The sequence below is a fragment of the Mycobacterium sp. ML4 genome, from assembly GCF_054515735.1.
Genome location: NZ_JBTNSY010000005.1, coordinates 39640 through 65545, shown reverse-complemented (window position 1 = coordinate 65545; position 25906 = coordinate 39640). Strand labels below are relative to the sequence as shown.

At 67.8% G+C, this 25906-nt stretch carries 19 protein-coding genes; 10 read left to right on the top strand and 9 right to left on the bottom strand.

All coding sequences use genetic code 11. The annotated features are described in order from the left end of the window. The first annotated feature begins 255 nt into the window (after nucleotides 1–255). Nucleotides 256–2193 (top strand): serine/threonine-protein kinase PknH/PknJ, encoded by a 1938-nt coding sequence (locus tag ACX9NE_RS06705; protein ID WP_459360916.1) that lies wholly within the window; start codon nucleotides 256–258, stop codon nucleotides 2191–2193. Nucleotides 2194–2211: 18 nt separating this feature from the next. On the opposite strand, the gene ACX9NE_RS06700 is transcribed toward ACX9NE_RS06705, so the two are convergent. Both ACX9NE_RS06700 and ACX9NE_RS06695 read right to left on the bottom strand, forming a co-directional pair. Continuing rightward, the gene (locus ACX9NE_RS06700; RefSeq protein WP_459360915.1) at nucleotides 2212–2769 is read right to left on the bottom strand and encodes a hypothetical protein; all 558 of its coding nucleotides are present in this window, start codon (nucleotides 2767–2769) and stop codon (nucleotides 2212–2214) included. Between the two features lie 338 nt (nucleotides 2770–3107). Further along, a complete protein-coding gene (locus ACX9NE_RS06695) occupies nucleotides 3108–4223 on the bottom strand; it encodes an adenylate cyclase regulatory domain-containing protein (protein ID WP_459360914.1) in 1116 nt (371 codons plus the stop codon). A 39-nt stretch (nucleotides 4224–4262) separates the two neighbouring features. Here ACX9NE_RS06695 and ACX9NE_RS06690 point away from each other — a divergent pair, with 39 nt between their 5' ends. Continuing rightward, entirely contained in the window at nucleotides 4263–4763 is a 501-nt protein-coding gene (locus tag ACX9NE_RS06690; RefSeq protein ID WP_459360913.1) for a DNA-deoxyinosine glycosylase, read from the top strand. Here ACX9NE_RS06690 and ACX9NE_RS06685 read toward each other — a convergent pair. After that, entirely contained in the window at nucleotides 4758–6146 is a 1389-nt protein-coding gene (locus tag ACX9NE_RS06685; protein ID WP_459360912.1) for an amidase, read from the bottom strand. The two genes, ACX9NE_RS06690 and ACX9NE_RS06685, sit on opposite strands and share 6 nt — an antisense overlap. A gap of 138 nt (nucleotides 6147–6284) precedes the next feature. Here ACX9NE_RS06685 and ACX9NE_RS06680 point away from each other — a divergent pair, with 138 nt between their 5' ends. Together ACX9NE_RS06680 and ACX9NE_RS06675 are read left to right on the top strand one after the other, a co-directional pair. Next, nucleotides 6285–6713, top strand: coding sequence for an HIT family protein (locus ACX9NE_RS06680; RefSeq protein ID WP_459360911.1), 429 nt, complete (start codon nucleotides 6285–6287; stop codon nucleotides 6711–6713). A 147-nt stretch (nucleotides 6714–6860) separates the two neighbouring features. After that, nucleotides 6861–10847 carry a diguanylate cyclase domain-containing protein gene (locus ACX9NE_RS06675; RefSeq protein ID WP_459360910.1) on the top strand — a complete coding sequence of 1329 codons (3987 nt, stop codon included), beginning with the start codon at nucleotides 6861–6863 and terminating at the stop codon, nucleotides 10845–10847. Here the strand turns inward: ACX9NE_RS06675 and ACX9NE_RS06670 are convergent. Genes ACX9NE_RS06670 through ACX9NE_RS06660 form a run of 3 tightly spaced genes read right to left on the bottom strand, consistent with a single transcriptional unit; the run spans nucleotide 10844 to nucleotide 13858 of the window. Continuing rightward, nucleotides 10844–11875, bottom strand: coding sequence for an LLM class flavin-dependent oxidoreductase (locus ACX9NE_RS06670; RefSeq protein ID WP_459360909.1), 1032 nt, complete (start codon nucleotides 11873–11875; stop codon nucleotides 10844–10846). The two genes, ACX9NE_RS06675 and ACX9NE_RS06670, sit on opposite strands and share 4 nt — an antisense overlap. 40 nt (nucleotides 11876–11915) lie before the next feature. Then, a complete protein-coding gene (locus ACX9NE_RS06665; protein WP_459360908.1) occupies nucleotides 11916–13037 on the bottom strand; it encodes an FAD-binding protein in 1122 nt (373 codons plus the stop codon). Further along, on the bottom strand, nucleotides 13037–13858 hold the full coding sequence (locus ACX9NE_RS06660) for a uracil-DNA glycosylase (protein ID WP_459360907.1): 822 nt from the start codon (nucleotides 13856–13858) through the stop codon (nucleotides 13037–13039). Before ACX9NE_RS06660 ends, ACX9NE_RS06665 begins: the two co-directional genes overlap by 1 nt. A 60-nt stretch (nucleotides 13859–13918) precedes the next feature. On the opposite strand from ACX9NE_RS06660, the gene tap reads away from it, so the two are divergent. Next, on the top strand, nucleotides 13919–15151 hold the full coding sequence (tap, locus tag ACX9NE_RS06655) for a multidrug efflux MFS transporter Tap (RefSeq protein ID WP_459360906.1): 1233 nt from the start codon (nucleotides 13919–13921) through the stop codon (nucleotides 15149–15151). Here the strand turns inward: tap and ACX9NE_RS06650 are convergent. Beyond that, a complete protein-coding gene (locus ACX9NE_RS06650) occupies nucleotides 15148–15738 on the bottom strand; it encodes an SHOCT domain-containing protein (protein WP_459360905.1) in 591 nt (196 codons plus the stop codon). The two genes, tap and ACX9NE_RS06650, sit on opposite strands and share 4 nt — an antisense overlap. A gap of 145 nt (nucleotides 15739–15883) precedes the next feature. On the opposite strand from ACX9NE_RS06650, the gene ACX9NE_RS06645 reads away from it, so the two are divergent. The 5 genes from ACX9NE_RS06645 to ACX9NE_RS06625 all read left to right on the top strand — a co-directional run bounded on the left by ACX9NE_RS06645 (nucleotide 15884) and on the right by ACX9NE_RS06625 (nucleotide 22930). Beyond that, nucleotides 15884–17203 carry an FAD-binding oxidoreductase gene (locus ACX9NE_RS06645; protein ID WP_459361109.1) on the top strand — a complete coding sequence of 440 codons (1320 nt, stop codon included), beginning with the start codon at nucleotides 15884–15886 and terminating at the stop codon, nucleotides 17201–17203. A gap of 120 nt (nucleotides 17204–17323) precedes the next feature. Beyond that, nucleotides 17324–18565: a cytochrome P450 gene (locus tag ACX9NE_RS06640; protein WP_459360904.1), complete on the top strand. Its 1242-nt coding sequence runs from the start codon at nucleotides 17324–17326 to the stop codon at nucleotides 18563–18565. Next, the gene (locus tag ACX9NE_RS06635) at nucleotides 18565–19143 is read left to right on the top strand and encodes a TetR/AcrR family transcriptional regulator (RefSeq protein WP_459360903.1); all 579 of its coding nucleotides are present in this window, start codon (nucleotides 18565–18567) and stop codon (nucleotides 19141–19143) included. Before ACX9NE_RS06640 ends, ACX9NE_RS06635 begins: the two co-directional genes overlap by 1 nt. A gap of 136 nt (nucleotides 19144–19279) precedes the next feature. Continuing rightward, complete coding sequence (locus ACX9NE_RS06630) at nucleotides 19280–21787, top strand: PE family protein (protein WP_459360902.1); 2508 nt, start codon at nucleotides 19280–19282, stop codon at nucleotides 21785–21787. Between the two features lie 219 nt (nucleotides 21788–22006). Further along, nucleotides 22007–22930, top strand: a complete 924-nt coding sequence (locus tag ACX9NE_RS06625; RefSeq protein WP_459360901.1) for a sulfotransferase domain-containing protein — start codon at nucleotides 22007–22009, stop codon at nucleotides 22928–22930. Between the two features lie 10 nt (nucleotides 22931–22940). Here ACX9NE_RS06625 and ACX9NE_RS06620 read toward each other — a convergent pair whose 3' ends face one another. Beyond that, nucleotides 22941–25010 carry an MDR family MFS transporter gene (locus ACX9NE_RS06620; protein ID WP_459360900.1) on the bottom strand — a complete coding sequence of 690 codons (2070 nt, stop codon included), beginning with the start codon at nucleotides 25008–25010 and terminating at the stop codon, nucleotides 22941–22943. 160 nt (nucleotides 25011–25170) lie between these two features. Beyond that, entirely contained in the window at nucleotides 25171–25887 is a 717-nt protein-coding gene (locus tag ACX9NE_RS06615; RefSeq protein WP_459360899.1) for a siderophore-interacting protein, read from the bottom strand. Nucleotides 25888–25906: the final 19 nt, after the last annotated feature.

Here is a 25906-nt window from a genome sequence, read left to right as displayed (position 1 = left end):
TTCGCGTACCGGAGGCGTGGGATGGAGCACGCTGACCGTCGGCAAGAACCAATGGCGCCTCAATCTACGCGGTGTCCACGCGTCGTAGCCCGGCATCGGTGTCCGTGCCGCCGGTTTGCCACGAGTGCACATAAGCCACGTGAACGCAAGGTAGCCAATACGCTGACGGTGGCCCCAACCTGCGATTGCGTTGGGCGCGTCCGCCCGGAGGTTGTTGATAGTGTCGGCGACATTGGTTGGTTGGGAGGATCAGCGATGAGCGACACGCAGGCCTCGCGGGTGGGGTCGATGTTCGGGCCCTACGAACTCAAGCGGTTGCTCGGCCGCGGGGGGATGGGCGAGGTCTACGAGGCCGAGCACACCGTCAAAGAGTGGACGGTCGCCGTCAAGGTCATGACCGCGGAGTTCAGCAAGGACCCGGTCTTCCGCGAGCGCATGAAGCGCGAGGCCCGCATCGCCGGCCGGCTGCAAGAACCCCATGTCGTGCCGATCCACGACTACGGCGAGATCGACGGGCAGATGTACCTCGAAATGCGTCTCATCGAGGGCACCGACCTGGACGCCGTCCTCAAACGCTACGGCCCGCTGACCCCACCGCGCGCGGTGGCCATCATCACCCAGATCGCCTCGGCCCTCGACGCCGCCCACGCCGCCGGCGTCATGCACCGCGACGTCAAACCCCCCAACATCCTGGTCACCCGCGATGACTTCGCCTACCTCGTCGACTTCGGCATCGCCAGCGCCACCACCGACGAAAAGCTCACCCAGCTGGGCACCGCCGTGGGCACCTGGAAATACATGGCCCCCGAACGGTTTTCCAACGACGAGGTCACCTACCGCGCCGACATCTACTCACTGGCCTGCGTGCTCTACGAATGCCTGACCGGCGGGCCGCCGTATCGCGCCGACAGCGCCGGTTCGCTGGTCACGGCTCACCTGATGAACCCGGTGCCGCAGGTCAGCACCGCGCGCGCCGGTATCCCCAAGAGCTTCGACGCGGTCATCGCGCGCGGCATGGCCAAAAAGCCCGAAGACCGCTACACCAGCGCCGGCGACCTGGCCCTGGCGGCCCACGAAGCGCTCAGTTCTCCTGACCAGGACCACGCGGAGAACATCCTGCGTCGCAGTCAGGAAGCCACTTTGCCCGGTCCTCCGACGGCGTCGTCACCGCCGACCGTGCCCGCCACGACGGTGGCGCCGCCGCAGCGTCCGGGTTCCGCGACCACGCCGCCGCCGTCGCAGCGGCCGATGACGCCGCAGTACGGCGGCCCCGGGCAGTCGGGACCCTCCGGTCCGATCCCGCAACAGCAACAGCGGCCGCCGGCTTCATCCGGCCATCCCGCATGGAGTCCGGTGAGCGGTCCGATCCCCGCCTCGGGCCCCCAGAACAATCCCCAGTACCGACAGAGCGGCGGCTGGACCGGCGCTCCCCCGAATACGCCGATGGCGTCCGGTCCGCTCCCGTCGTCATGGAACCAGGGACATCGACCGCCGACATCCGGCAAGCGCAATCCGTGGCCGATCATCGCCGCCGCTGTCATTGTTCTCGTACTCGTCGTCGGCGGCGTGGTCATCTGGGTGGCTACGCGCCCCGACCCGGTTGTCAAACAAAAGCCCATCGCCGAAGACCGGCTCAGCTCGCTGCTGCTGACCCCTTCGGAGATCAACTCGGTGATGGGTGCATCGGCGATTCAACCCGGTGAACCCATCACGGCGATGGACTCGTCGCCGGTCACACTCTCGGCGCCGGATTGTCAGGGTGCGGTGTATGGCAGTCAGGAACCGGCCTACGCGGGCAGCGGATACACCGGGATCAGCGGGCTGGTGTCATCCGAGCCGGGCGACGACTACGACCACTGGGTCAACCAGGCCGCCATCGCCTTCCCCACTGCGGACAAAGCCAGGTCCTTCCTGCAGACTTCGCTGAACAGGTGGAAGAACTGCGCGGGCAAGACGATCACCGTTACTAACAAGGGCAAGACCTACCGCTGGACATTCTCCGAAGTCCAAGGATCCTCGCCGAGGATCACGGTAGCGACGTCTCAGGAAGGCGCCAACGGCTGGGAGTGCCAGCGGGCGATGGAAGTTGCCAACAACGTGATTGCCGACGTGAAGGCCTGCGGGTATCAGATCACCGATCAAGGCGGTCAGATCGCCGACAAGATCATCGCGAAGGTCAATAAGGAGAAGTAGCGGCTCCGGCGCCCCGGGTCAACCCGAGAGGCCGGGACCCTGTGCGCGCAAATCGTCGACTGCCGACATGGCTTCGCGCAGTTTGGCCAACCACTCCTCACTGTGCTCGCCGACCAGCTTGACCGACCAGGCCAGTGCATCGGCGCGGGACCGCGCCACGCCGGCGTCGACCAGCGTGTCGAGCACCTGCCGTTCAGGCTGCTTGAGTCGCGTCATGACCGGCACTGCGATGTGAGTGAAAAGAGCCCGTTCGCCGTTGAGCTCCACACCCCAGGAGACCTTGCGTCCGTAGCGCTCCTGCGCCTCGTCGGCGATGGCCATCCGCTCCGGCCGGGTTTCCTCCCGGAAGCGAGACACCCGTCCCTCAGCCCGCTCGGAGCTTTCCTCGGCAGCTTCGGGCAACTTGCCGACGACGGTGATCTCTTCGCGGTCGACGATGACTGTCGGGTCGCCGTCGAACCACGCTTCAGGCAGACGGCCGGCGAACCACTCGGGTGCGCCGCTGGCATCGGGTTGCTCGGCTTGCTGCCAGCCCCCGGGGCGCCCGTGGCGGCGCCCGTGATGATGAATTTTCATGATTACATGATTACACCGTTACGCGTGTATCGGCGAATATTTCGCCAGCGGCGAACAACGCTTACCGGTGAGCGCCCGCTCCGAATCCGCTGCGAACCGTTGCCATCAGGCATGCGCAGTTGTATTTTTAGGGGCGAAGCAGGCCCGGTAGTGACCGCATATCAAGCGCCGGAAGAAGGGTGAAAAACGGCCGCGTCAGACCCGCAGTAGGCGGAGTCAGCAACGCCCCAACGAGTCACGCCGGGCCTGCCCATGTGCAGGTCCTTCGACCCTCCGGCGAGCAGACGTAAACTCGCACGAAAGTGGCTCGCGCCGTACGACTTTGCGACTGCTCGCGGCTAGTCGCTACGCACCCGAAACAACTTAGCTTCACTCTTGATGCCTTTGAGCCGACGGGCTCCGGCAAGAGAAAAGCTGAACCCGGCGTCGTCGCCGACGGCGTCACAGACCGAATCCGTCGCCAGCACGGTACCCGGGCGCGCTACCCCGGTGACCCGGCTCGCCGCGTTGACCGGACTACCGAACCAGTCCCCGGCCCGGCTCACCGCCATGCCGAACGCGACGCCCGCCCGAAGCCGCGGAAAGTCGTTGTCGTTGTCCACCATGTCGACCAGCTTGAGAACGGTGTCCAGCAGTGGCGCCGGGTCGGGGCAGACGAACATCACCGCGTCGCCGATCGTCTTGATGAAGCGCACCGGTGGAGCGGTCAGGTCGCGGGCCAGATCCGCCAGGCGGCCGGCGAGCTGACCCAGTTCCTCGGCCGAGACCACCTCGCCGAGCTTGGTGAACCCGACGAGATCGGCGAAGGCAACCGCGACCAGACGGGCTCCCGGCAACGGCTTGCCCGCGGCCCGTTCACCAGCATTGACGGCTTCGGTCTCCATCATGTGCCGCAACTGCAGGAACAACATCTGCTGAATCATCGGGCCGAGCAGCGGCGCGATCCGACCCACCAGGGCCTTCGATCCCTGCGCGATCTGCAATTCGGTGACACCCGGTCGAATGATCGCCGACAAGGCGGTGGAACGCATCACCTCCGCCGCATGCGACAGGCCTTCGGCGAGCACGCGCACCACGGACACCACGTGATCGGGGCTCAAACCCAGATCGACGAACCGCTGCGCATGCGCCGCGGCTTCGCCATCGGCACGCATGTGAACTGCCGCGTCCGGGTCGTCCACCCTGGCCAGCCCGATGGCACGTTGCACCCGTTGCAGCAGGTCAAGGTCGATGCCGTACGTTTCGCTGATCTCCCGCGCCGACACACAAGTGCCGTCATCGCCGACGAGGTGGCGGGTTGCCAGCAACAAGGGCGGGTTGGTCGTCCGAATCTCCTCGGCAGTGATGCCCTGTTCGAGCAGCCAGCGCACCAGGTCGGCGCGCTCGGCGCGCGCTTGACCCTCGAGTCCGTCGAGCAGGTCGTCGAGGTTCGGGGCGTCCGCTTGATCTGCCACGCATCCACGTTAGAGCCGGGGACGTCATCATGTGAGGTGATGACCGAACCGCTGCTCGACGGGCTCCCGCCGGTGATCGACCACCGCGCCCGGGTGCTGATCCTGGGCTCTTTCCCCAGCGTCCGCTCTCTCGCCGCGGGTGAATACTACGCCAACCCACGTAACGCCTTCTGGCCGATCGTCGCGGAACTTCTCGGATTCGACTGCGCGGCACGCTATCCCGATCGCCTGGCGGCGCTGCAGTCACACGAGGTGGCGTTGTGGGACGTACTGCGCAGCTGCCGCCGGATCGGCAGCGCGGATGCCGCGATTGACCCGAAAAGCTTGGTGGCCAATGACTTTGGCTGGTTGTTCAGCACCTACCCCGGGGTCGACCGGGTGTACTTCAACGGCGCGACCGCGGCCCGCCTGTTCGAGCGACTCATTCCCGACCGGCCCGCGCTGCCCTGCCGTCGCCTGCCCTCGACCAGCGCTGCGCACGCGATCGCGCGGTCGGCGAAACTGACCGCCTGGACGGCGCTTGTCAACGCCGGTTCATGACACCGGCGGCCGCCGGTGCGCCCACGGTCGGGCGGCTTCGATCTGAGCGGACAACGACAATAGCGTTGCCTCGTCATACGGACGGCCGACCAGTTGCACCGACATCGGCAGCCCCTCGTCGTCGAAGTCCCACGGCACGACAGCCGCAGGCTGGCCGGTCAGATTCCAGACCTGCTGATACGGGACCCGCTGCGCCACCAAGAGCAGCGTCGACACACCACCCCGGCGCTGATACGCGCCGATGCGAGACGGGCCGGCCGCGGTGCCCGGCGTGACCACCACGTCGACCTCGTCGAAGATCGCCTGGATCCGGGTACTCAGGCCGATCTCGGCCGTGCGCAACGCGGCCATCCGCCGGTCGGAGAAGAACGAACCCAGGCGGGCGATGGTCCGGGTGCGCGGTTCCAAACGCTCGGGGTGGGCCTGCGCGTCCGCGTCATCGCTGATGCCCCGCAGAAACCGGGGCAGATAGTTCGCATACAGCGCGGCCGGATACACCGGGTCTCGCTCCACGACCTCGTGACCGAGATCGCGCAGCAACGCGCCGGCCTGCTCGACCGCCGTCAGCTGCGCCCTGCCGACCCGTACGGGCATCGGCGTCGGCACCTTGGTGCTCAACGCAATTCGCAGCGGGCCGGGCCTGCGTGCGGCCGCGGCGGCGAATTCGCCGTCGGGACCGGGCACCGTGTTCGTCGCGTCCAACAGCAATGCCGCGTCGCGCACCGATCGTGCGATTGGGCCGTTGACGCTCAGTCCCTGCCACGCGTCGTCGTGTGGCTCCAGCGAGATCCGGTCGCGCTGCGGTTTCAGCCCGAACACACCGCACCAGGTTGCCGGGATCCGGATCGAGCCGCCACCATCGGACCCCAGGGCAAGCGGCGCCAGACCCGCCGCCACCGCGGCCGCGCTGCCGCCGCTACTACCGCCCGGCGTGCGACGAGGGTTCCACGGATTGCGAGTCGCACCGAATGTCAACGACTCGGTGAAGGGCATGATCATCAGCTCGGGCACCGATGTCTTGCCGATGATCACCGCGCCCGCAGCCCGCAACCGGCGCACCACCTCCGCGTCGTCGGCTACCGCCGGCCCGTGCGCGCCGCTGCCGTAGGTGGTGACCTCACCCGCGACATCCACGTCGTCCTTGATCGCGACCGGAACACCAAGCAGTGGGCGCCGCTCGCCGGCGTCCAGACGCTGCTGAGCCGTTTCGGCTTCCTCGCGGGCGGCGTCGTAGCGCACAGTCCGGTAGCAACGCAGTTCGCTGTCCAGCCGCTCGATCCGTTGCAGGTAGAGCTCGAGGAGCGACGGAGCGTCGATGTCACCGTCGGCCAGCATCCGCGCCTGCTCGGCCGCACCTGCGAATGCAAGATCGCGAGGGTCCACTGCCGCAGCGTATCCGGCGGGCTCGGTGGTGCTGATGGTGGTCGTATCGCGGCGTCTGGCTCCGCTTGACCGCCCGGCGTCTCACCGAAGGCAATGCGGTGACCCACCGCGATCACCACGACCCAGTAGCGTGGCCACATGTCCTGCGTATTCTGCGCGATCGCTGCCGGGCAAGCCCCGGCCATCAAGATCTACGACGACGACAGCTACCTGGCGATCCTCGACATCCGGCCGTTCACCCGTGGCCACACCCTGGTGCTTCCGAAAAGACACAGTGTCGATCTCGACGACACGCCGGCGGAGACCCTGGCCGGAATGATCGCCCTCGGCCAGCGCGTCGCACGCGCGGCCAAGACGACCGACCTGGCCGACGCGACGAACATCGCCATCAACGACGGCCGCGCCGCATTCCAGACGGTTTTTCACATTCACCTGCATGTACTGCCGCGGCGCAACGGCGACAAGCTGTCGGTCGCCAAGGGCATGCTGATACGCCGGGACCCGGACCGGGAGGGCACCGGCCGGATACTGCGGGAGGCTCTGGCACGCATCGACGCGCGCAGCTGAACAGCGCCCGACAGAACCGACCTGGCCGGCAGTAGTCCAGCCAGACCGCGGGCCCCAGTTTATTCTGTGAGTTTATTCTGTGATGGCGTGCGGTGAAGCTCCTGGGTACTTCGCCTGCATCAATGCATGGGCGAGCTGGAGCGAAGAATGAAGCGCTGGACGGGAACGCAGTGCCCGTTCACCGGGCTGAGCGTCGCAGTCACCTGCGCCGTCGTCGGCGCCTACAGCTTGGCGGCGGCGCTGGTCATCGCTTCGTATGTATGGGACTGGCAGGGCCCATACGCGACCCGTCCCGTCGTGCACGTCGTGACGGTGCTGTGCCTGCTCTTCGCAGCCGCCTGCGCCGGCCCCGCGGCGCGACACGCCGACGGACGCTACAGGTCCGGGTGGCTGGCGCTGGTGGTGGCCCTGACCGGGTGGGCCGCCGGCGAAATCATCTGGGCCGTCTACGACGTACGCCCGGACTTCGAGCACGCCAGTCACCCCGCGGCGGCGGAGGTCGTGCTGCTGTTGTATCCGATCGGAGTCTTCACGGCGATGCTGCTGCTGTCCAAGCCCGGCGGTCACAACGTGTGGCGTCTGGCGCTCGACGGCGTCATCGTGGCCGTATCGCTTTTCGTAGCCTGCTGGGTGTTCGTTCTCGACAAACTACTGCAGACCGACAGCAGTTCACGGCCCACGACAGTGGTCCACGTCATCGCCGACGTGGCGCTCATGACGACCGCGATTCTGCTGTTGTCGCGCGGCCGGCCCGGGGGGCGGCGCAGCTTGAGCCTGCTGGCCGGCGGCGTCGCCACGATCATGCTGGCCGACATGCTGGTGCTGTTTCAGACCGGGATCGGCAGCTATCACACCGGCGATCTGGTCGACGTCAGCAGGGTGGCCGGATTGGGAATGATGGCGCTGGCCGGCCTGGTCAGCGTCCAAGAGCCCCCGGCACTGACGACGAGGCAGGACATTACCTCGCGCGTCCGATTGTGGCTGCCCTACCTGCCGCTGTTGCTGGCCGCGGCCGTCGGGCTGGGCCATGCGCTGCGCATGATGCGGCACGGACCGCTGCTGGCGGGACTCGGGATTCTGGTGGCCGCGGTGCTGGCGCGGCAATTCGTGGTGCTCGTGGAAAACCAGGGATTGTTGACCGAAGTGGCGCAGGAGGCCTTCCGGGACAGCCTGACCGGGTTGGCCAACCGCCCGAACTTCCGGCGCAGGCTGGAGCAGGCCGTTGCCCGCCGCGATCGGGACTCCGTGCCCATCGCGGTCATGTGCCTGGACCTCGACAACTTCAAGTCCGTCAACGATGCACTCGGCCATCCGGCCGGCGATGAGCTTCTGGTTCGGGTCGCCGGCCGGCTCACCACGGCCCTGGGCGACCAGGGCACCGTCGCGCGCCTGGGGGGTGACGAATTCGCGGTCCTCATCGAAGGGCCGATCGAGGAATCGCACGCCGCAGCGCAACGGGTTCTGCAATCCTTCAATACGGCGATCGTCATTGACGGCGTTCCGCTGGCGGTCCGCCCAAGCATCGGTTTCACCGTAGCCGCGGCGGAATCGAATTACACCGTCGACGAACTGCTGCGCCATTCCGATCTGGCCATGTATGCCGCCAAACGCGAAGGCGGCCAGTGCATCCGCAGCTTCGTGCCGGATCTGCCGCTGCCGTACGCGTTGCCCGAGCTCAACGCCGAGTCGATGCTTGCCCTCAAGAGCAGCCTGGAGCACGGATTCGACGGCGGCCGTCCCTATCGCGGCGCCGCCGACGCCTCCCCATACGCAACGGCGTTCGCGAGTACGAGCAAACCGCTTGCCACCCTTACCAAGTCACCCTCAGAGGCATCCGGCAGCCTCCGCTGGCCGCCACGGCCCATACGAATCAGTTTGTGGGTCCTGGGGATGGGCGTACTCGCCTTCGCGTCGTCGTGTCTGCCCGATCCGCACGCCCGACACTCGCCGTTCTTCGCCAACGTCTTCTACCCGGCACTGAATTTCGCTGCGGCCATCCTGGTTTCACTTCGGGCGCATCGGGCCAAGGCCGACCGGCTGGCGTGGACCCTGATCGCAGTCGGGATGGCGATCTCGGCGACAGGCGATGTCATCTACACCAAGTGGGTGCCCGACGGACAGTCACCATCCATCGCCGACCCGGCCTACCTGGCTTTCTACCCGTTCGTCTACGCCGGCCTGTTGTTGCTGATGCGGGCCCGGCTCAAAGGCGTGCCCGTCCCGGTCCGGCTCGATTCGGTGGTGTGCGGGTTGGTCATGGCATCGGTGGCCGCCGCCCTGACCGCGGGACCGATTCACACGGCCGCGACAAAGGCCCCGGCCACCGTGCTGGTGGGACTGATCTATCCCTGGCTGGATCTGGTGCTGGTGGCCCTGGCGGCCGGGATCCTACCAATCCTCGGCTTGCGCAACGAATTTCGTTGGGGCCTGCTCGTCCTCGGATTCGTGCTGTTCACCGCCGCCGACACTGCATACCTCTTCGAGACCTCGGCGAACTCATACCGGGTCGGCACCATGCTGGACGCGTTCTGGCCCGCCTCCTTCTTCCTGATCGCGCTCGCCAGCTGGACGGCGTGGTCGTCGACGCCGCCGGTGCCCAAACGCGGGCTGGGTTCCTTCGTCGCGCCGGTGGCGTGCACCTTCGTGGCGCTCACGGTCACCGCGGTAAGCCATCCGTCGCGGGTCGCGGCGACACTGGCCGCGTTGAGCCTGATCGCGATCGCCGCACGCTTCTCGGTGACGTTCCGGGACGTCAGCATCATGGCCGAAAGCCACAAGCAGGCCATGACCGACGATTTGACCGCACTGCCCAACCGCCGCTGCCTGGCGACGGCGCTGACCGCGGTACCGATCTCGCCGCCACCGGGACTCGGGCCTGCACCGGGCACCAGGCGCCCGGCCGGTCGGGCGCTGCTGCTCCTGCAGCTGCACGAGTTCGACGAGATCGCCGAATCGTTAGGACGCCATTTCGGCGACGACCTGATGTGCCAGATCGCCAATCGCCTGACCCAGAACGTACGTCGGGAAGACTTGCTCGCGCGCGTCGGCGATGACGAATTCGCGATCCTGCTGGCCGAGGGTGCCGACCTCGTCTGCGCGCGAGCGCAGGCCGGCCGGTTACTGGAAGCCCTCAACGAACCGTTCACGCTGGATCCGATGACCCTGCAGGTCGATGCGCGCATCGCCATCGCACTGTTCCCCGACCACTGCGACCATCCGCAGGAACTGCTCAACCGCGCCGAGATCGCCATGCCGCACGCCCGGTCCGCCAAGAGCAAGATCGCGGTCTACGACGCGGCGTATGAGCTGTACCGGGAGAACGACCCCAATCTCATCGGGGAGCTGCGTGCCGCGCTGGCCGACGGCAACGAGCAGCTGACCTGCCATTACCAGCCCAAGATCAACGCCAGCGACGGAAGCGTGCACAGCGTCGAAGCGCTGCTGCGCTGGCACCATCCCCACCGCGGCCTGCTGCTACCCGAAGAGTTCCTGCCGGCCGCCGAACGCGCGGGTCTGATGCGCAAAGTGGCCAACCGCACCGTCAACCTCGCCCTGGCGCAGGCCCGCTCCTGGCGTGAACAGGGTGTGCCGCTGACCATCGCGGTCAACCTCTCGACCACCAACCTGCTCGACCTCGATCTGGTCGGCACCATCGAACAACTCCTGCAGACCCATGGTCTGCCGGCCGACGAGCTCATCATCGAGATCACCGAAAGCACGCTCGTCGACTCGGCGCGGTCCCGAAACACCGTCGCCGCGCTGCAGCGCCTCGGGGTGCGGATCTCGCTGGACGACTACGGCACCGGATGGTCGTCGCTGGCCCGGCTGCAGGACGTCTCAGTCGACGAGCTGAAGCTCGACCGGGTGTTCGTGGCACGTTTGGCCCAGGACCCGCGCTCGGTGGCCATCGTGCGCTCGACGGTGGCCCTGGCCGAAAGCCTCGGTGCAGACCTGGTCGCCGAGGGCGTCGAGGACGAGGTGACATTGCGGGGGCTGCGGCAGTACGGCTGCACGATCACGCAGGGTTTCGTGCACACTCCGCCGTTGCCGGCCGGCGACCTGCTGCACTGGATTGCCGCACACGCACCCGCCCCGGCGCCCGGTAAACCCGAACAGGCCGGTGTCGCGGACTAGAACAGCTCCTTGGCGAGCAGCTCGAGCGTGGCCACCCGTGCGGGCGCGGTCCGGGGATCGGTGCCGCGACGAGCCGACGCCACCGGGTGGACCATCACCTCGTCGACGTCGAACCGTTCGGCCAGCGCCCGCACCTGATCGGCGGCCTGCGCCGGTGAACCGACGACGGCTCGCCGCATCCCGCTGTCCACGATGTGCCGCTGTTGCGGCGTCAGGGTGGCCTGGTGCGCCTCTTCGACGAGTTGCACCGGACCCAGCTGCTGCCCGGTGCGAAGCCGGGCCATCATCTGCAGGTTGGGCAACATCAACTCCATTGCCTCATCGCGTGTTTCGGCCACCACGGCGTTCACCGTCAGGAAGGTGGCCGGCTGCGACGCCAGGTCGCTGGGCCGGAAATGCCCGCGGTAGTAATCCAACGCCTCTTCGGTGCCTTGGCCGGAGAAGTGGTGCGCGAACACGTACGGCAGCCCCTTGGCTGCGGCAAGGCGCGCCGAGTACATCGACGACCCCAGCAGCCACAGTCGCGGTTCGCCGGCCGCTGCCGGGGTGGCCCTGAGGGTGTAATCCCCTGAGCGCAGCGGCACCCGCACGCCGCGGGGGCTCATCAGCGCGACCACGTCGTCGAGGTAATCCGGGAAGTTCTCGATGTCGCGATCGTCACGGCCGGCGCGCAGGGCGTACGACGTGACGGGATCGGAACCGGGCGCACGGCCGATGCCCAGGTCGATACGCCCGGGCGCGGCAGCCTCCAGCAGCGCGAACTGCTCTGCCACCGTCAGCGGCGCGTGGTTGGGTAGCATCACCCCGCCCGAGCCCAGGCGCAGCTGCTCAGTCTGCGCGGCGAGGTAGGCGATCAGGACCGGCGGGCTGGTGGCGCCCACCGACGGCATGTTGTGGTGTTCGGCGACCCAAAAGCGGGTGAAGCCCAGCCGGTCGGCGGTCTGCGCCAGCGACACCGTGGCGGCAAGAGCGTCGCCGGTGGACTGGTCACTACGCACCGGGACCAGGTCGAGGACGGAAAGACGCACGGTCGGCACAACGCGTGCAGGTGGGGAGATGTTCCCTGGTTCAGTAGTTCAGCAGCGTGAAGGAGTTGACGATGAGGTCGAACTGCTCCTGGGAAATGGGCGCACCGCCGGGGACACTGTCGCTGGCCAGGAACTGGGTGCGCTGCGTGTAGGCGTGAAAGCGCTTGAAGTAGTTGGCGAATCCGAGCCCGTGATCGGTGCGGGCCAGTTTGAGTTCGCCCGCCAACACCGTTGCCCCCAGCAAGGCAAGGCTGGTCCCCTGGCCCGACAACGGGGAGGCGCAGTACGCTGCGTCACCCACCAGCGCAACCCGGCCAATTGACCAGTGGTCCATCACGATCTGCGACATCTCGTCGAAGTAGAAATCCGGCGCTGAGCGCATGAGCTTCAGCAGCTGCGGTCGGACCCAGCCGTCGTCGGCCATCCGGCGTTCCAGTTCGGCGAACTGAGCTTCGGTGTCGCGGTAGTCGATTCGCAGTTCGGGATCCATGAACCCCAACATGGCCCGCGCTTCGGAGTTGCCGCGCGCACTGTAGATCCCGGCCATGCTGGCGTCTCCGTAATGCCACTTCTGCCAGTAGTCCAGGTCCAGGAAATTGGGCACGGTGAAGATCGCCGCAAAAGTGCCGAGCCGCTTGATGAATCGCTCCTCAGGCCCGAAAACCAGGCTCCGCACAGTGGAATGCAGCCCGTCGGCACCGACCACCAGATCGAAGCTGCGCGGATCTGCGTTGTCGAAAGTGACGTTGACCGCCGGGCCGAGGTTCTCCAGCGTGGCGATGCTGTCGTCGAACAGAAACTCGGTACTCAATTTCGTTTCGTCGTACAGCAATCCGACCAAATCGTCGCGCAGCAGCTCAATGTCCGGATTGTTGATCGGCCCACCCGTCGGCGTCGACTCGGTGTCTGACGACAGTTCGTTGCCGTCCTGGTCGACCACCGAGGACCCTCGGATGTTCGTTTTGCAGTCCTCGGCGGCGGCCCGCAGACCCATCCGGTCCAGCACTTCGAGGGCCGGGCCGCGCACGTCGATCGCCTGGCCGCCCGGCCGCAGGCCTGGATAGCGCTCCACCACGGTCACGGCGTAGCCGTTGCGCTGCAGCCAGTACGCGGCAGTGAGCCCGGCCACACTGGCGCCGGAGACCAGAACCGATTCGACCATTACTTGATTCCCGCCAGCTTCTTCGCGTCCTTGAACACCTCATCGAGCATTGCCGGAGTCAACCTACCCGTGAACATGTTCTGCTGGCTCGGGTGGTAGCAGCCCAGCACCCGCAGCCCCGACGGCAGCTCGGCGACGACGCCGTGGCCGAACTTCGGCTTCAGCGACCCGCCCGTCAGGCGTAGCGCGATCTGCCAGGCGAACCCGCCCAGCGCGACGAGCACTCGGACATGGGGAGCCACCAACCGCCACTCGGCATCCAGCCACGGCGCACAGGTGTCCCGTTCCGCAGGCGTCGGGGCGTTGGCCGGAGGCGCGCACCGAACCGGCGCCGCGATGCGAATGGCTTTGGCCTGCAACCCGTCCGCAGCATCGACGCTGGTGGGCTGGTTCACCAGTCCGGCCCGGTGCAGAGCCGCGTACAGCTGGTCGCCGGACCGATCGCCGGTGAACATCCGGCCGGTCCGGTTTGCGCCGTGCGCGGCGGGAGCCAGCCCGACGATGAGCAATCGCGGACGCTCGGACCCCCAGCCCGGCACCGGACGGCCCCAATAGGGCTGGTCGGCGAAGGCGCGCCGCTTGGTGAGGGCGACGTCCTCGCGCCAGGTGACCAACCGGGGGCAGGCCCGGCACACGCTGATCGCGGCATCGAGTTCGGCGATTGATCGGACAGCGTTCGCCAGCGCGGCGACGTTAGCGGCATCGGCGGCCACGGGTGTCCGCGGCGTCGCCGGGTCACCCGGCCACCCAGAGCCAGGCGGTACCGGAGAGGCGTAACTCTGCCCGGTATTGGGATGCATGAGCACACGACCATCCTGCACGGCAGGGAAAATCAGTGGTTTGGGCGACGCCTTTGGCGTTAGATTCAGCCGCGATATCCCATGACTAACAGGAGCCGCGGCCCGGCATTTCTGCTTCTGTTCGCCACTCTGATGGCGTGCGCTGGTGACGGCATCTCGATAGTGGCGTTTCCCTGGCTGGTGCTGCAACGGCAGGGCAGCGCGGGACAGGCGTCGATCGTGGCCGGGGCGACGACGCTGCCGCTGTTGTTCTCCACGCTGCTGGCCGGCACCGCGGTGGACTACTTCGGCCGTCGGCGGGTGTCGATGGTCGCCGACACGCTGTCGGGAGCGGCAGTGGCCGCCGTCCCGGTGATCGCCTGGGCGTACGGCACGGAGGCGGTCAATGTGGCGGTGCTGGCGGGGTTGGGTGCGTGCGCGGCCGCCTTCGACCCGGCCGGGATCACCGCTCGCCAGTCGATGCTGCCGGAGGCGGCCGCCCGGGCAGGCTGGTCGTTGGACCGGGTGAACAGCGTGTACGAGGCGATGCAGAATCTGGCGTTCATGGTCGGTCCCGGGGTGGGCGGCCTGATGATCGCCACGGTCGGCGGCGTCAACACCATGTGGATCACCTCAGGCGCGTTCGCGCTGTCGATCGTGGCGATCGCCCTACTGCGGCTGAACGGCGCCGGCAAGCCGGTACACGCCGCCCGGCCCGACGGGCTGCTGTCGGGGATCTCCGAGGGGATCCGCTTCGTCTGGAGCCTGCGGGTGCTGCGCACCCTGGCATTGATCGACCTCACCGTCACGGCGCTTTATCTGCCGATGGAGAGCGTGCTGTTCCCCAAGTACTTCAGCGACCGCCACCAACCCGGACAACTCGGGTCGGTGCTGATGGCGCTGTCGCTCGGCGGTCTGGTCGGTGCGCTGGGTTACGTCGGGCTGGTGAAGCGGTTGTCGCGCCGCACCATCATGGTGACCGCGGTGCTCACGCTGGGTGTCGCGGCGGCCGTCATCGCCTTGTTGCCACCGTTGCCGGTGATCCTGGTGCTGGTCGGATTGGTGGGCCTGGTCTACGGGCCGATTCAGCCGATCTACGCCTACATGATCCAGACCCGGGCGCCGGCGCATCTGCGGGGCCGGGCGGTCGGCGTCATGACGTCGCTGGCCTACGCCGCGGGCCCGCTGGGGCTGTTGTTGGCCGGCCCATTGACCGATGCCGCCGGTTTGCACGTGGCGTTTCTCGCGCTGGCACTGCCCATCCTGGTCACTGGTGCGTTCTGTGTGCGGCTGCCGTCGTTGCGGGAGCTGGACCGGGTGCCTTCGCCCGTCTAAGTGCCGAGGATCCGCCGCTTCTGCTCCTCGAACTCGTTGTCGGTGAGCACGCCGCGGTCTTTGAGCGCGGCCAGCCGTTCCAGGCGATCAAGCACGTCGTGGTCCCGGGCCGGCGCCTGCGGCTGCATGGCCTGCAGCGCCTGGTCCTGCATCTCGGCCGCCCGGCGCATCATTTCGGTTCGGAACCCACTGGGATCGGACATGGCTTGCCGGATCACGTCACCCATCGGCATCCCCATCACGGAGGCGCCGCTGAGATCCGGGCGGGCCGCGGTGATGGCATCGATCGCCGTCTCGGCCGGCGATTGCTGGTCCAACTGGATGCGGCTGTGGTCTCTGGGGTCATAGATCACCGCCAGCCGGGTGCCGGGGCGCGGCCGCATCGATTGCGGCAGCAGGGTGTTCAGGGTCGCTTCGAAGGAAGGTTCGCGCTCCGGTGTGACGCGCAGCCGCAGGGTCCAGCGCACTTCAGTATTGCTGACCAGGTTGGGATTGCCGACGGTGACGGAGATGATCGACTGTTCGGCATTGAGGACGTCCGCGAAGGCGCGGACGCCGACTTTGCTGAGCTTTCGCTGTCCGAACAAATGAAGACACCCATCCGTAGCGCGGTGCGGGACCGCTCAAATGTACGCCGATTGACTGCCGGCTTGACTGTGCTCGCGCGGCCGTAGGATCGATCCGGTGAGCACCGGTTTGCTGGAGGCGCTGATCGCCGAATTGCCCGAGGGAATGGTGGTCACCGATCCCGCCGTCACCGAGGGCTACCGGCAAGACCGGGCGCTGGACCCCTCGGCAGGCAAGCCGCTGGCCGTGGTCCGGCCACGACACACCGACGAGGTGCAGACCGTGCTGCGGTGGGCCGCGGCCCACCGGGTGCCGGTGGTGACCCGCGGTGCCGGCAGCGGTCTGTCCGGCGGCGCCACGGCGGTGGACAACGGCATCGTGTTGTCGATGGAGAAAATGCGCGACATCACCATCGACCCGGTGACCCGCACCGCGGTGTGCCAGCCCGGACTATTCAACGCCGAGGTGAAGAAGGCGGCGGCCTCGTACGGTTTGTGGTATCCGCCGGATCCGTCGTCGTACGAGATCTGCAGCATCGGCGGCAACATCGCCACCAACGCCGGGGGCCTGTGCTGCGTGAAGTACGGAGTCACCACCGATTACGTGCTGGGCATGCAGGTGGTGCTCGCCGACGGGACGGCCGTCCGGCTGGGCGGTCCCCGGCTGAAAGACGTTGCGGGGCTTTCGTTGACGAAACTGTTCGTCGGCAGCGAGGGAACACTGGGCATCGTCACGGAAGTGACGCTGCGGCTGCTGCCGGCGCAGAACGCGTCGAGCATCGTGGTGGCCAGTTTCGCCTCGGTGGAGTCGGCCGTGGACGCGGTGCTCGGGGTGAGCGCGCGCCTTCGCCCGTCGATGCTGGAGTTCATGGACCAGGTGGCGATCAACGCCGTCGAGGACACCCTGCGCATGGACCTGGACCGTACGGCGGCCGCCATGCTGGTCGCCGGTTCGGACGAACGCGGACGCGGCGGCACCGAGGACGCCGAGGTGATGGCCGCGGTCTTCGCGGAAAATGGCGCGACCGAAGTGTTTTCGACCGACGATCCAGACGAGGGTGAGGCGTTCGTCGCCGCCCGCCGGTTCTGCATCCCGGCCGTGGAGGCCAAGGGATCGCTGCTGCTCGAAGACGTCGGGGTACCGCTGCCGGCCTTGGGCGCGCTGGTGACCGGGATCGCCCGGATCGCCGAGCAGCGGGACCTGATGATCTCGGTGATCGCGCACGCAGGCGACGGCAATACTCATCCTCTACTGGTGTTCGACCCCGACGATGCGGCGATGGCCGAGCGTGCGCAGCTGGCCTACGGCGAGATTATGGACCTGGCCGTCGGGCTGGGCGGCACGATCACCGGCGAGCACGGCGTGGGCCGCTTGAAGCGTCCGTGGCTGGCCGACTACCTGGGACCCGACGTCATGGATTTGAACCGGCGGATCAAGGCTGCCCTGGACCCGGACGGCATCCTCAACCCCGGCTCGGGCATCTGAGGCCCTCTCGCCCGCCGAGCGTGAAACTGGCTTCACGCTCGACATCGAACGTGAAACCAGCCTCACGCTCGCGCGCCTGAAATCGTTGACACGCTGCCCCGGATGTCGTACCAATAAGACATGACTGCGGTTATGTCTCACCAGGCTCCTGCGGGGTTCGTGCTCGCCACCGCCGAAAGCTGGTCCAACCCCTGGCCGATGTACCGGGCGCTGCGCGACCACGACCCCGTGCACCACGTCGTACCGGCCGGTCATCCCGAGCACGACTACTACGTGCTGTCCCGGCACTCCGACGTGTGGGCGGCCGCCCGCGATCACGAGACGTTCTCCTCAGCAGAGGGCCTGACCGTCAACTACGGCGATCTGGACATGATCGGGCTACGGGACAACCCGCCGATGGTCATGCAGGATCCGCCGGTGCACACCCAATTCCGCAAGCTGGTGTCCCGCGGTTTCACCCCGCGCCAGGTCGAGGCCGTCGAACCCAAGGTGCGCAAGTTCGTCATCGAGCGCATCGAGACGATCCGTGCGCGCGGCGAAGGCGACATCGTCGCCGAGCTGTTCAAGCCGCTGCCCTCGATGGTGGTCGCGCACTATCTCGGTGTGCCAGAACAGGATTGGGTCCAGTTCGACGGCTGGACGCAAGCCATCGTCGCGGCCAACACCGCCGAGGGCGGCATCGCCGGCGCGCTGGAAACCGTCGGGGACGCGGTCGGGACGATGATGGCCTACTTCACCGCGCTCATCGAGCGACGGCGAACGGAGCCCGAGGATGACACGATTTCGCACCTGGTTGCCGCCGGACTGGGGATCGACGGCGACATCTCCGGCATCCTCTCGATCCTGGGATTCACCTTCACCATGGTCACCGGCGGCAACGACACCGTGACCGGAATGCTTGGTGGCTCAATGCCGTTGCTGCAGGAGCGGCCCGACCAGCGTCAGCTGCTGATCGACGAGCCTGACCTCATCCCCGACGCGATCGAAGAATTGCTGCGGCTCACCTCACCGGTACAAGGCCTGGCCCGCACCGCCACCCGTGACGTCACGATCGAAGGCACCACCATCCCGGCCGGACGCCGGGTGCTGCTGCTCTACGGGTCGGCCAACCGCGACGAGCGTCAATATGGCGACAACGCAGGCGAACTCGACGTCAAGCGCCGGCCACGCAACATCCTGACCTTCAGCCACGGCGCGCACCACTGTCTGGGGTCGGCGGCAGCGCGAATGCAATCGCGGATCGCCCTTGGCGAATTGCTGAGCCGTTGCCCGCAATTCGCGGTTGACGCGGCCAACATTGTGTGGTCGGGCGGCAGCTATGTACGACGTCCGTTGTCGGTCCCGATCCGGGTGCGGGCCTGATGGCGGGCGACTGGCTAGGCGAACGCCGCACCGAAGTTGCCGCGGACCGGATCCTCGACGCCGCCGAACGGCTGTTCACCGAGCGCGACCCGGCGTCGGTCGGAATGAACGAAATCGCCAGGGCCGCGGGCTGTTCCCGCGCAACGCTGTACCGGTATTTCGACAGCCGGGAGTCGTTGCGCACCGCCTATGTGCACCGCGAGACCCGCCGCCTGGGACGCGAGATCCTCGCCTTGATCCAGGCCATCGAGAACCCGCGGGCACGGCTGATCGCCAGCTTCACCGCCACGTTGCGGATGGTTCGCGAAAACCCGGCACTGGCAGCATGGTTCGGCTCTGGCCGATTGCCGATCGGTGGCGAACTGGCCGGACAGTCGCAGGTGATTACCGCCCTGGCCTCCGGATTCGTCAGCTCGCTGGGATCCGACGACCCGGACGCCATCGAACGCCGCGCGCGGTGGGCGGTACGGGTGATCATCTCTATGCTGATGTTCCCCGGCCGCGACGAGGACGATGAGAAGGCGATGATCGAGGCGTTCGTCGTCCCGGTGGTGACGCCGGTTTCGGCCCGGAGCTGAAGCGCAAATCTCGCCTCCACAGCACCCGCTACCGAACAGCGGGTAAACCTCCGGCCAACCCACTCGCCTCGTGGGATACCTGCGCGTATATTGCGCGGCATCATATTGCTCCGAGATGCGACTGGAGCCTCCGATGGTGCCTTTTGTCATCGTGTCACCAGAACTGTTGGCCGCGGCGACGGCGGATTTGACCAGGGTCGCCTCAGCGATCAGCACCGCGAACGCGGCAGCAGCGACTCAGACCACGCAGGTGCTCGCCGCCGGCGGGGATGAGGTGTCGGCGGCGATCGCGGCGGTGTTCGGCAGCTACGGGCAGCAGTACCGGGCGCTCAGCGCGCAAGCGGCGGCGTTCCATGACCGGTTTATGCAGACGCTGACCGCGGCTGCTGGCGGCTATGTCGGCGCCGAGGCCGCCAGTGTGGCGCCGCTGCAGGCGCTGGAACAAAACCTCTTGGGGCTGATCAATGCGCCCACCAATGTCCTGTTGGGGCGCCCGCTGATTGGCCCTGGCACCAACGGCGCGCCAGGCACCGGCCAGCCCGGCGGGCCGGGAGGGATCTTGTTCGGCGATGGCGGCAACGGTGGGTCCGGGGGGCTCGGCCAGGCCGGGGGTGCCGGCGGTGAGGCCGGACTGTTCGGAAACGGCGGGGCCGGCGGCGCCGGCGGGACGGGTACGGCCGGCGCAGCCGGGGGCAACGGCGGTGCGGGTGGGGCCGGAGGCTGGCTGGGCGGCAACGGGGGGCCAGGCGGGGTCGGCGGGGCCGGCGGAGCCGGTGGAGCCGGAGCGGCCGGCGGCAACGGCGGCGTCGGCGGCGCCGGTGGACTGAATCGGGCGTTGGTGGGCTCGACCGGAGGGGCCGGCGGGGTCGGCGGGGTCGGCGGCGCCGGCGGGCTGGGCACTACGGGCAGCCCCGGTGGGACCGGTGGGACCGGCGGGGCCGGCGGGGCGGGCGGGGCCGGCGGGGCCGGCGGGGCTGCTCCCGGGCTGCTGGGCGCCGGTGCGCTGTTCGGCGCCGCCGGGGCCGGCGGCGACGGCGGAGCCGGCGGGGCGGGCGCGGCTGGCGGGACCGGCGGCACCGGGGTGGGATTTGGCACGGTCGGCGGCGACGGCGGGGCCGGCGGCATCGGCGGAGCCGCCGGGGCCGCGGGCGCCGGCGGCGCGGCTGGATTCATGTTCGGGACCCCCGGCCTGGCGGGCGGTGTGACTGGTGGCGGGGCCGGTGGACAAGGCGGTACCGGCGGCATCGGTGACACCGGCACCGCCGGCAGCATCGGCAAGGCCGGCGGGACCGGCTTTGCCGGCGGAGCGGGTGGTGCCGGCGGCCAGGGCGGTGCCGGCAACGGCGGCGTGAACGGCTCGGGTGGGGCCGGCGGCACCGGCGGAGCCGGTGGCCAGGGCGGTATCGGCTTTGCCGACGACGGCACAAACAACGCCACCGCCGGAGGCACCGGCGGCGCCGGCGGCGCGGCCGGTGCGGGGGGAGCGGCCGGCGCCGGGGGCACTGGCGGGGCGTCCGGGGCCGATGGCTTCGGCGGCAACGGCGGCCGGGGCGGCGACGGCGGGGCCGGGAAGGCCGGCGCCGCTGGCACCTCAACCACCAGCCCTGATGGTGGCGCTGGGGGTGACGCTGGGGCCGGCGGCCAGGGTGGGGCCGGCGGGGCGGGTATCGGCGGCGTTCACGGCGGCAACGGCGGCGCGGGCGGCGCCGGCGGTAACGGCGGCGCGGGCGGCGGCGGTTTTAGTCCGTCTAGCGGCGCGAACGGCGATGGCGGCGATGGCGGCGCCGGCGGCGCCGGTGGCACCGGCGGGGCGGCCATCGATGGCGGCAAAGGCGGGGCCGGCGGCAACGGCGGCCTCGGTGGCGACCCGGGCAACGCTGGCGGCAAGGAGGGCGGCAACGGCGGCACCGGCGGCAACGGCGGCACCGGCGGCGCCGGCGGCAACGGAGGCGCCGCAACCGGCGGCGGCAACGGTGGGGCCGGCGGCGCGGGCGGCAACGGGGGCAACGGTGGTGGGATTCAGATTTCCGGCCAGGGTGGCAATGGCCTTTCGGTCGGCGGCAACGGCGGCAACGGTGGCTTCGGCGGCGCCGGCGGGGCCGGCGGCGCCGCAACCGGCGGCGGCAACGGCGGGGGCGGCGGCAACGGCGGGATCGGTGGCTTCGGCGGGCCCGGCGGCGTCGCAATTGAGGAAAACGGCGTCGCGGGCGCGGGCGGCACCGGCGGTACCGGGGGCGTCGGCGGGGCCGGCGGCGCAGCAACCGGCGGCGGCAACGGCGGGGCCGGCGGCGCTGGCGGCGCCGGCAGAACGGGCGGCTTTGGCGGCGCCGCCCCCAGCAAGGCTGGCGGCGGCGTTGGCGGCAACGGCGGCGTGGGCGGCAACGGCGCGGCTGGCGGTAATGGCGGCAACGCAACCAGTGGCGGCAACGGCGGCAACGGCGGCAACGGCGGCAACGGCGGCTTCGGCGGAGACCGAGGCGACGGCAGCGCCGTGGCCGGCATCAGCGGCACTGGTGGCTTCGGCGGCAACGGCGGCAACGGCGGCACGCCCGGCGGCTTCGGCGGAGGCGGCGGCACCGGCGGGGCCGGCGGACTCCCCGGCGGCACCAAGGGCGGGAACGGCAGTCCCGGCACCAATGGCTGAACCCGGTTCCGCGTTCGGGTGGACCGAGACGCGGTGGCAACCGCGACCATGCTCGCCCGTCGCGATGCTGTGTGGCGCGAAAGACGCGATCCCCGGACGAAGAGTTCGTCCGCCCAGTGGTGACGCCGGTTGCGGCCTGTAGTTGAAGCGCGGTCACTAGTATCCTGCGCGACAGGCGTACGTGCACCGGGACATGTACGGCAGAAAGCAGGGTTTGCCATGACGAAACCGCTGATCGCCGCGACCCGCGTTATGCGGGACTATTTGTGTAATTCGTTGGTGTGGAATGACTTTCTGGCCCAAGGCGGTTTCGTCGACGGCGATATCCTGATCGTCACGCCGGTCAAGTCCGGCACCACGTGGACGCAGCGGATAATCCAGCAGATTCTGCGCAACGGAGCAGAGAACGACGGCAGTCTTTCCGACACGTCACCATGGCTCGACTCCAGTTGGGGTGAACACGCAGAAATGCTTGATGTGCTCCGGCGCCAGCGCGCGGCCGGTAGCCGGCGGGTCATCAAGTCACATTTGACCGCGGATGCCCTGCCTCTTGCCCAGGAAGCGCGGTACGTGTTTGTCGGCAGAAACGGTAAAGACTCGGGAATCAGCTTCCACAACATGCTCTCCAACTATTCGGAATCGACGATGGCGAAGATCAACCAGATCCACGCCGCGTGGTCGGGCAGCCTGACGCCGTTGGGGATTCCCGCGGACATGCAGACGTTTTTCGATCTGTGGCTCGACACCGGTGGCAATGGCTGTGGGAATCTGTTCGACCTCGTGAAGTCCTGGTGGGACCTGCGCGGCGAGCCCAACGTGCTGCGGTTGCACTACCGGCAACTCACAGACGACTTACCGGGTCAAATCGCCCGGATCGCGGAATTCATCGGCATCGATCCCGCATCGCTGAATCTCGACGTCATTGCACAGCATTGTTCGTTCGACTACATGCGCAGCCGAGCGGACAAGATGGCCCCGTTCAACGGTCAACACATGTCCAGCCCACAAGCCTTTTTTCACAAAGGGCCCACGCGCGATTACCGCAGCGAGCTTACGGCGGAGCAGGTTGCACGCTTCGACCAAGTTGCTGCCCACAAGCTGGGCGCAGTGTGCCAACTGGCTGGAAACGGGCCTCCTTGTTGACACCGACGAGCTACCGCGCGGCGGCAAGGTGCCCCGGCTCGGTTAGCTCGTCCAAATCTTGATACCAATCACGTTGTATCAGCACGCTATCCGCGATCCGTTGTAGTGCAGCGTCGAATTCCTGGTCGGCCTGCTCGGCGAAGCCGGATGGCAGGGTTAAGTTGTCGACAACCCACCGTCGGATGAGAGCAGACACGGAGTCGACCTGGCGCAGCCCGTCGGCGGTAAGCGATAGTTGGTCGCCGTCGCGAGACACATAACCCAGCGCAACCAGGCGGTCGAAGACGGGTTCGAAAACCTGATGGGGTAAGTGGAAATGCCTGGCGATGTCGGAGAGTCGCGCGGTCTCCTGACACCGCTCGTCCTGATAAATCCGCAATATTCCCCACAGCCCCGCGGCGTCCAGTTCACAATCGGGCTGCTGGGCGATATCCGCCAACTGCACTGTGGGCCCCTCGGCCAGCAAGTTTCCGACAGCGATTTCCAACACGTCTTCTGGCGTTTTCGTTCTCGGCACCGCAAACCCGTCCCCCAGGCAGGTGGGGCTGTCGTGAACCCCGGTGAGGGGTGCCTCGCGCAGAAACAGCGCGAAAACAAACCCGGCCAAGGCGACAAAAGCCGCGCAGAAAAACACTTGCGCCAATGACCCGGCATACGCCCGAACAATCAAGGACGCGACATGCTCCGGGAGTTGACGTACGGCCGCGGGCGAATGCACAACCTCGGCGGCCAGGCCGTTGGACGTCAACACCGAACCCACTCGCCGCCCGAGAAAGTTTGCGAACAACGCACCGAATATGGCGGCGCCGAAAGCGCCGCCGACCAGACGGAAAAACGTCACACCCGAGGTGGCGACGCCGAGGTCTTGGAAACAGGCGGTGTTCTGCACGATCAGGATGAGCACCTGCATGGAAAACCCGATCCCGGCACCCAGGATGACGAGGTAGCAGGACTGCACTGGCCACGGTGTCGACTCGTCCATTCGCGCCAGCAGCAAAAAGCCGACAGTCATCAGCGCCGTCCCGGCCAGCGGAAAAATCTTGTACCGGCCGGTCCGGCCGACCAGAATTCCAGCGGCCAACGAGGTGATCAGCAGCCCGACCACCATGGGCAACGTGCGCAGACCGGAGGTGGTCGCCGAGACGCCGTCGACGTAGCGCAGATACATGGGCACGAAGGTCAGCGCGCCCAGCATCGCGAATCCGACCAGCAACGACAGCACGGAACACACCGAGAACACCGGGCTGCGAAACAGCCGCGGCGGCAAGATACCCGCGGCGGCTCGACTCTCCACCCAAACGAAGAGGACAAGCGCCACGGCGGCGCCGGCAAACAGAGCGACAACTGGCAACGAGCTCCAGGCGTAGGTGGTCCCGCCCCAACTCGTTGCCATGATCAGGGCGGTGCTGGCGACGCCGATCACCAGGATCCCGACATAGTCGATAGCCGGCCTTGGGCGTCGGGCCAACGCGGGGATGGCTGCGGCGGATACCGCGAGAACCGTTATAGAAAGGGGCACGTTGATCCAGAACGCCCAGCGCCAGTTGAGATAGTCGGTGAAAAGGCCCCCGAGTAGCGGACCGGCGACCGTGCCGACCCCGAAGATCGCCCCCAGGGCGCCCTGATAGCTGCCGCGGCTGCGGAGGGGTAGCACCTCGCCGACCAGCGTCGAGGCGCTGACCGAGAATGCACCCGCGCCAATACCCTGCAGCATGCGGGCGCCTGCCAACATGCCCATTGTTTCGGACAACCCGCACAACACCGAGCCGACCAAGAAAACCACGACGGCACTTCCCAGCACCCGTTTACGGCCCAGCAGGTCGCCGAGCTTGCCGGCTGCCGGGACAACGACGATGCCGCCAAGAAGATAGGCGGCAACAGCCCACGACTGCTGACCGGAATCGCCTAGGTCCTGCACGATCGCCGGTAACGCGGGCACCACCATTGCCTGGTTCATCGCCACGACCGCCACGCCGAGCGCAAGTGCCGCACAAAGGACGTAGCTTCGTACGGAACTGATTGGGGTGCACGGGAATCGATCACCAAGAGGAGCGATAGTTGGTGAGGTCGGGCTAGTCATAGCTCAGTTCCCGTCGACGTTGCAGCTCGCGTGCGGGGCTGCCACTGGCACATGGTAGTTCCAGGTTCGAGCCGCTTCAACGCCTCAATCCGCAATAGCCTTAACACTGCGCGGGCGACGTCTCCGATACTTGGGCCGTCACTAGGCCGTCCGTAGGTCCTCAGGCCACCCAGTAAGCCTGCGACTTAATCGATTCGCGCGGAATCCCGAAGTCCTCGCGCAGCACCTTGACGACCGAACGCGTGGTTCGGCTGTCACAGGCCACCCAACCGAAATGGCTACCGCCCTCGACAGCGGCCGATCGCACCGCCTCAACCAGCGCCTTGCCCTCACCCTTGCGGTCAACCCAGGTGACGCCGACGTCGCGCGCGACCGGCAGGTGCTTGTCGTCGGCGTAACCAGCTTCGAGGAAGACCTGCGCCGGAGCGTCGCCGATAGCGGTCAGCAACGAGTTGATAGCGGGCAGGGACGCACTGTCGCCGACGATGACGTACCCGGCCGGGGGCGGCTCGGGGATCGCGAACTTGCTGCCCAGCACGGTCGCCTCGATGGTGTCGCCGGGTTGCGCCGACCGCGCCCAGGCGGATGCGATGCCGTCGTGCAGCGCGAACTCGATGTCGACGGTGTCGGCCGCCGGATCGGGGTTGACCAGTGTGTAACCGCGCTGGTGCAACTTGTCGCCGTCGTTGAACCACAACCGGACCCACTGGGTCGGATGCACCGGGTGCGCATCGAACAGTCCACCGGCCAGGAAGCTGAGCCGCAGGTAGTGGGGGCTGATTTCGGTTCGGCCGGTCACCGTGAGCCGGTAGTCCCCCGCTCGAAGCAGCTTGAGCACAGCGCCGGCGAAACCTCGAGACGCGCGGTGTTCGCTCATTAGGACAGGGTAACCTACC

Excerpts from the sequence above, each read along its gene's own strand:
- tap (WP_459360906.1), top strand. The coding sequence starts at position 13,919 with ATGACTAACAGGAGCCGCGGCCCGGCATTTCTGCTTCTGTTCGCCACT.
- ACX9NE_RS06635 (WP_459360903.1), top strand. The coding sequence starts at position 18,565 with ATGGCGGGCGACTGGCTAGGCGAACGCCGCACCGAAGTTGCCGCGGAC.
- ACX9NE_RS06645 (WP_459361109.1), top strand. The coding sequence starts at position 15,884 with ATGGTGGTCACCGATCCCGCCGTCACCGAGGGCTACCGGCAAGACCGG.
- ACX9NE_RS06675 (WP_459360910.1), top strand. The coding sequence starts at position 6,861 with ATGAAGCGCTGGACGGGAACGCAGTGCCCGTTCACCGGGCTGAGCGTC.
- ACX9NE_RS06680 (WP_459360911.1), top strand. The coding sequence starts at position 6,285 with ATGTCCTGCGTATTCTGCGCGATCGCTGCCGGGCAAGCCCCGGCCATC.
- ACX9NE_RS06705 (WP_459360916.1), top strand. The coding sequence starts at position 256 with ATGAGCGACACGCAGGCCTCGCGGGTGGGGTCGATGTTCGGGCCCTAC.
- ACX9NE_RS06615 (WP_459360899.1), bottom strand. The coding sequence starts at position 25,887 with ATGAGCGAACACCGCGCGTCTCGAGGTTTCGCCGGCGCTGTGCTCAAG.
- ACX9NE_RS06620 (WP_459360900.1), bottom strand. The coding sequence starts at position 25,010 with ATGACTAGCCCGACCTCACCAACTATCGCTCCTCTTGGTGATCGATTC.
- ACX9NE_RS06625 (WP_459360901.1), top strand. The coding sequence starts at position 22,007 with ATGACGAAACCGCTGATCGCCGCGACCCGCGTTATGCGGGACTATTTG.
- ACX9NE_RS06640 (WP_459360904.1), top strand. The coding sequence starts at position 17,324 with ATGACTGCGGTTATGTCTCACCAGGCTCCTGCGGGGTTCGTGCTCGCC.
- ACX9NE_RS06690 (WP_459360913.1), top strand. The coding sequence starts at position 4,263 with ATGACCGAACCGCTGCTCGACGGGCTCCCGCCGGTGATCGACCACCGC.
- ACX9NE_RS06665 (WP_459360908.1), bottom strand. The coding sequence starts at position 13,037 with ATGGTCGAATCGGTTCTGGTCTCCGGCGCCAGTGTGGCCGGGCTCACT.
- ACX9NE_RS06700 (WP_459360915.1), bottom strand. The coding sequence starts at position 2,769 with ATGAAAATTCATCATCACGGGCGCCGCCACGGGCGCCCCGGGGGCTGG.